Raw genomic sequence first — 5651 nt, forward strand, 5'->3', positions numbered from 1 at the left:
ACGAAACCACCGGAGTCGGACCGTGCCACCAGCCACTGCTGACCAGAACTCTTGTCGCCGGTCGACAAGTTGAGCGGCGCTTCGGGCAGAACCGAGTTCCCGGAGACGGCCAGGACCTTTCCGCCGGCGACGCCGGTGATCGTGTAGTACCCGTCACCGGTCGAGGTCAGGCGCCACCGCTGGTTGGTGCCGCCGTGGGCATCCCACTGGACGACAGGGGTACCGTCGGCCGTACCCCGGGCGTAGGCGTCGAGCACCTTGCCGCTGTTGGCGTTGACCAGGGTGTAGGTGCCGTTGAGGGCGGCATCGGAACCGGGGGTGACCTTCAGCCTGCTGAACTGTGCGCCGTGGTAGCCGCCCGTGCCGAGCCCGATCTGACCGGCGCCGTAGCTGCCGTCCCTGGCGGTGCCGACCTTGGTGCCGTCGATGCGCGCGGTGATGGTGTCGCCCTCGAAGGTGAGGGCGAGGTGGTGCCATGTGCCGGTGCCGGGGGGCGCGATCCTGCCGTCGGCAAGAGTGGTGAAGTTCCAGTTCCTGTCGGTCTTCTGCAGCGACCAGCGGCCGGTGTCGGACAGGCGCAGGTGATAGGCGTTCAGTCCCTTGTTGTTGCGGCGCTGGGTGCCGACGCGGCCGAGGATCTCGATGGTGCCCGGCTCTTCCAGCAGGACGTCCGAACCGACCGTGTAGTCCGCCCAGTGAAGTCCTCCCATCAGGGTGTACGGGTGATTGCTCGCTTCGTCGGTCCAGCGGATCGGGGAGAGCGGGGACTGCTGCCTCAGGCACCGGCCGGCACGCCCGCCGGCGCAGGGCGCCGTCTCGAAGGCGCCGTTCATGGTGGAGAAGAGGCGCGCCTCTTGGCCCGGCCCGGTGCCTGCGAGGCTGTCCGCGTAAGGCAGCGGGAGCGGTGAGCGGATCGGACCGGTCCCGGTTCCCGAGCCCTGGCCGGTGGTCGTGGTGACGGTGTAGATCCGGCCGGGCCGGAGGGTGAGGGTGTAGGCCCCGGCCCTGGGGGTGAGGTCGCCGCCGCGCACCAGGTGGCTGGTGGTGGTGCGGTCCGAGAGGTCGGTGGACCAGACGCGTAGCGCGCCGCCCGGCAGGCCGCCGGCCGTCCTGAGGATCACGTTCTGCGGGGCGGTGGCGTCCATGGTCTCGAAGACGGTGCTCCATGCCGACTTGTCCGCCGCCCGGTAGCTGACATGGCTGCCGTGGGCGCGGTTGCCGCCCAGATAGCCGGACGCGGTGTCCAGGTACTTCCAACCGGGCCGGGTGAACTGCGTGGTGTGTGCGGTGGCCCAGGTGCTGCGTCCGACGCTGTACGCCCCGGACCAGGGCTGGTCGGCGATGACGAGGCCCATGGTGTTGTAGTGCAGGTTCTGGTAGAGGGAGGCGACCAGCGGCCAGTTGAGGAAGCCGGTCATCCTGGCGTCCAGGTACCCGCGGTTGATGCCGCGTGCGATGGCCGGTGCTCCGGCGTTGGCGTCGTCGGAGCCGCTTTCGCCGGCCCACAGTTGCTTGCCGGTGGCCAGCGCGTCGGTGGTGGTGGCGCAGCTGGTCATCGGGGACCGGTACCCGCACGGGTAGTGAGCGCCGATGATGTCGACGGCGTCCTCGAGGGAGCTGTCGGCACGCATGCTGGTGGCGATGTCCCAGTTGTCGTCCGCGCCGACCACCTTGGTGGTGGTGTGGCCCTCCGCTCTGAGCGTGGCTGCCAGGTCCTTGTACCAGGCGGCGTCGTACTCACGCTCGTTCCAGCCACCGAGGTAGTCGATGGACAGATCGTGCTGCCGGGCGCAGTCGAGCCAGTTCATCAGGTACTCGATCATGTCCCGGGACCAGAAGTCGCCGTTGCCGATCCAACCGGGCGCGCCCCAGGACAGGGCGTAGAGCTTGACCGACGGATTGCGCTGCTTGGCCTCCTTCATCAGCCACCATTCGTATCCCGCGGCGCAGTTGACGGTGTCCCGGGTGTGCTGGTGACTGCTCTCGGCACCGTCGGTGGAGTTGGTGTCACCGCCGATCTCCACCTTGAGCATCTGGAGGGCCGCGCCGTGGCCCGGCTTGAAGAGGTGGTCGAGTATCTGTGACCGTTGCGGCTCGGGGTAGTCGCGCAGCAGGCGGGAGTTGCCACCACCGCCGCTGATCGCCCCGATGCCGTCGAAGGTTCGTCCGGCACTGTCCCCGTCGAGAGTGATCTCCGTCGAGGCGAGGGCCGCGGTGGCGGCCGGCATGGTGTTCCCGCTGAAGAGGAGTGCGTAGCAGACGATCAGACCGGTGACGGCCCGGATCCAGGGAGCTTTGCGGCTTCTTGTTCGCTGAGCCGTGTGCATGGCGGATGGGTCTCCAACCTGACCTGGGGGGCGGCTAGTTCTCCATGAGGGTGATGTCGTCGCAGTACCCGTTGCCGGTGCCCGAGCGCGCGTAGCAGTAGATCTTGGCGGTGTCGGAAGTGGCACCGGTGGTGAACGTGGTGGAACCTCTGGTGTAGGAGGTGCGGGTGAAGACATGGCGGGTGGAGGAGCCGGCGCTGTCGTATCCCTTGGCCCCGAGCGAGACTTGGGTGCCGGCGGACGAGACCTTTCCGTACCCGCTCAACCGGTACGTGGTGTGGGGCTTGAGCTGGACGACCTGTTCGACGGCGGCCTGAGCCGGACCGACTCGTACGGCGTGGAGTCCGCTGTGTGTGTGCGTCGTGACGACGCCGACGCCCCCGTAGGGGGACCAGGCAGCGAGGGTGCCCGATTCGAATCCGGTGTCGATGGCGAGGTCGGGGGCCGGGCAGTCGTCGTCGTCGAAGCCGCTCAGTTGGTGGAACCCCGCGTCGGGGCGGCAGACTCCTGGGGCGGGTGATCCGAAGTAGTCCTCGGTGGCGCCCGCCGCGACCGGTCCTCCTGCGCTGAGCGCCGGGGAGCCGGGGGTCAGCCGGTAGTCGTCGGGCCTCGTGCCACCGGGGTTCTTGATCTTCGGGTCCGCTGTGTTCCTGGCTGCGTCGACAGGCTCGTTGGCCGGGTGGTTGCCGTAGAAGGTGTTGCCGTTCCAGAGGAAGTCGGAGGGCGTGTACCTCGGTCCGGAGTAGCCGCCGGAGCCGAGGTTGTAGAAGACGTTGCCGCTCAGCACCATGTTGGTGGTGGCCGCCCGTTGATGGACGACGGCAGTGCGGGACCCTGCGGGGAGATAGACGGTGTTGTTGTAGACCCGGGCGTTGTCGTCCTTGGTGACGTCGAGGACACGACTCTTGTCGGAGCGGCTGAGGTTGTACCGGACGACGGTGCCGTGACTGCTGGAGCCTGTTCCGCAGCCGCCGCAGAAGAGCATGAAACCGCCCTCGTTGTCGTGGCTGTGGTTGTACTGGAACACGGCCCGGTTGTTTCCGTAGTCGGAGTCGAATGCCTGGCCGTCGCCGTTGCCGGGGAGCTTGCGTACGTGGTGGACCTCGTTGTGCTGGATGAGGGTGTCATCGCTGTTGATGGTCCAGATACCGACGTTGGAGCCCATGGGGCGCATCGCGATGTCGTGGACGGTGTTGCGCTCGACCAGGGCGTGGCTGGAGGCGCGGACCACGATGCCGTCGCCGCCGGTGTTGCTGACGCTGTTGCCACGGAAGACGATCCCGGTGTTGGCACGCCAGTTGACGGTGGATCCGCAGCCGTCGCCGGAGCCGTAGATCGGCCTGCACATCCAGGTGGTGCGGTTGGTGAGGCCTTCCCGGTCTACGGCGGTGATCCGGGAGTTCTGCACCAGGACATCGTCGAAGTTGGTCGGCCTCGAGGTGCCGGAGACGCGGAACTGGATGCCGTTGGACCACTTGGTGGCGTCGCCGTCGACGTGGTGCACGGAGACGTCGTCGACCACGTAGTGGGTGCCGACGCCGTCCGGGAGGTCGGCGATCTCGACCAGGAGGCCGTTGCGCTCGCGCCTGGCGGTGGAGCTGTCGGGGAAGGTGATCTCCAGGCCGCGGATCTCCCACTGCTCCACGTTGTGGAGGTGGACCGCGGCCTTCTCGGTGGTGGCGGCGTCGCCCGAGACGACGGGGCGGCCGCGGCCCGCGCCGTAGCCGGCGAGGGTGATGGGCGCGCCGTCCGTGCCGGAGCCTCGCGGCTTGAGAGTGCCCTTACAGGTGGCGCCGCGCTTGAGCAGTAACTGGTCACCGGGCCGGAACAGATGGGCGTTGGCTGTCGCCAGGCTGTTCCAGGGGCTGGCGTGGCGCCCGGTGCCGTTGTGGGATGCCGAGCAGTCGAGGTACCAGGTGGCGGGAGTCGCCGCCACGGCCGGGAGAAGGCTCTGGAGAGCGAGGATCAGGGCGGTCAGCGGTACGAGTACGGCGCGTCTGAGTACGGCAGGCAGGAGCATGGTCGGACTCCCGGATCGGGGAGGAGTGAGGGGCCCGTGTCGCACCGTAGGCAGAGCATTTGAGCGAGTCAACATGTTCGTATCAATAGACCGAACATTGAGCGAATGATCGCGGTTACGCGATCTGGCTCGACGAGGGTGGGGCAGACAGGCTCACGTGCTCGGTGCACCGCCGCAGGAAGCTCGGACCTTCAACTCCGGCAGGAGGCCGAGATGGTGGACGGGCAGCGCCGAGTCACTCTTGAGCCGGCGCAGGATCAGCTCGACGGCCGCGGCGCCCACGGCGTGCCTCGGCGGCGAGACAGCGGTCAAGGGTGGGGCACCTAGGGCGGCGACCACATCGTCGTAGCTGATCAGCGCGATGTCCTCGGGAATCCGCAGGCCCTTGTCGCGCAGCAACGGGGACAGTTGAAGGGCGTCCTGGTCATTGTGGACGAGCACGCCTCGCACCCCGCTTTCAACGGCTTCGACGATCTGCCGGGCGACGTCCTCGGAATGCACGGCGGGGTCGTCGATGTCGATCACCGGCTCGGCCGGCAGTCCGAGGAGCGCGCAGCTTTCGGCGTACGCGCCGCGCACCTTCAGGGCTGTCCAGGTGTCCTTGCGAGCGGCCAGGACGATCCGCGCGTGACCGAGCGCGGCCAAGTGCCTCAGGGCGATGAACACACCGTGGTGGTGGTTGGAGCCGACGCAGTCCAGCTCGGCGAGAGGGGTTCCGTGCGGTGCCTGGCGTTCGACCAGGACGGCCGGGACCGGCAGTTCACCGACCCAGAGCAGGTCGTCCGCCGACCGGGACGGCATCCAGTTGGGAACGAGCAGCAACCCCGCGACCCCCGTGGCGAGCAGTTGCTCCACCTGGGCGCGGTCGGCTTCGGCTTGATAGGAGGAGATCCCGAGCGTCAGGTGGGCGCCCGCGGCTCCGGCGGCAGCGCGCGCACCAGCGATCACCTCTCCGAAGTACTGGCCCACCGTCGGCACGAGCAGGCCGAGAGCCGGCCCTCCCGCCTCCCTGGTCGGCAGGGAGACGGAGCCATGGGACCGGCTGACAAGACCGGCTTCCGCGAGTGCCGCCACGTCCCGGCGCAGCGTGACCGCCGGCATGTTCAGGTGTTGTGCCAGATCCGTCACCCGGATCGTCCCCAGGCTCTGGAGCGCTGTGAGGATCCCCTCTCTGCGCCTGTCGGCGGCAGCGGACATGGCGCCCCTCCCCTGGTTGCCCAACATAGGGAAATCTATCATTCGATCGAATGACATTGAGTTCGATATGTCGGCTATGGAGAGGTGAGGGGCGGGCGCCGGTGCCC

3 protein-coding genes are annotated in these 5651 nt (G+C 68.2%); all 3 read right to left on the reverse strand.

All coding sequences use genetic code 11. From position 1 onward, the window contains the following. Positions 1 to 2327, reverse strand: a 2327-nt coding sequence (locus ACFTZL_RS40060) for an RICIN domain-containing protein (RefSeq protein WP_382594020.1), incomplete at its 3' end; no start/stop codon positions are given. 34 nt (positions 2328 to 2361) lie between these two features. Further along, positions 2362 to 4347: a carbohydrate binding domain-containing protein gene (locus ACFTZL_RS40065; RefSeq protein WP_382594024.1), complete on the reverse strand. Its 1986-nt coding sequence runs from the start codon at positions 4345 to 4347 to the stop codon at positions 2362 to 2364. Between the two features lie 153 nt (positions 4348 to 4500). Beyond that, on the reverse strand, positions 4501 to 5544 hold the full coding sequence (locus ACFTZL_RS40070; RefSeq protein ID WP_382594027.1) for a substrate-binding domain-containing protein: 1044 nt from the start codon (positions 5542 to 5544) through the stop codon (positions 4501 to 4503). Between the last annotated feature and the right edge of the window lie 107 nt (positions 5545 to 5651).

The organism is Streptomyces sp. NPDC056948, from assembly GCF_042674225.1.
Classification (GTDB): Bacteria; Actinomycetota; Actinomycetes; order Streptomycetales; family Streptomycetaceae; genus Streptomyces; species Streptomyces purpurascens.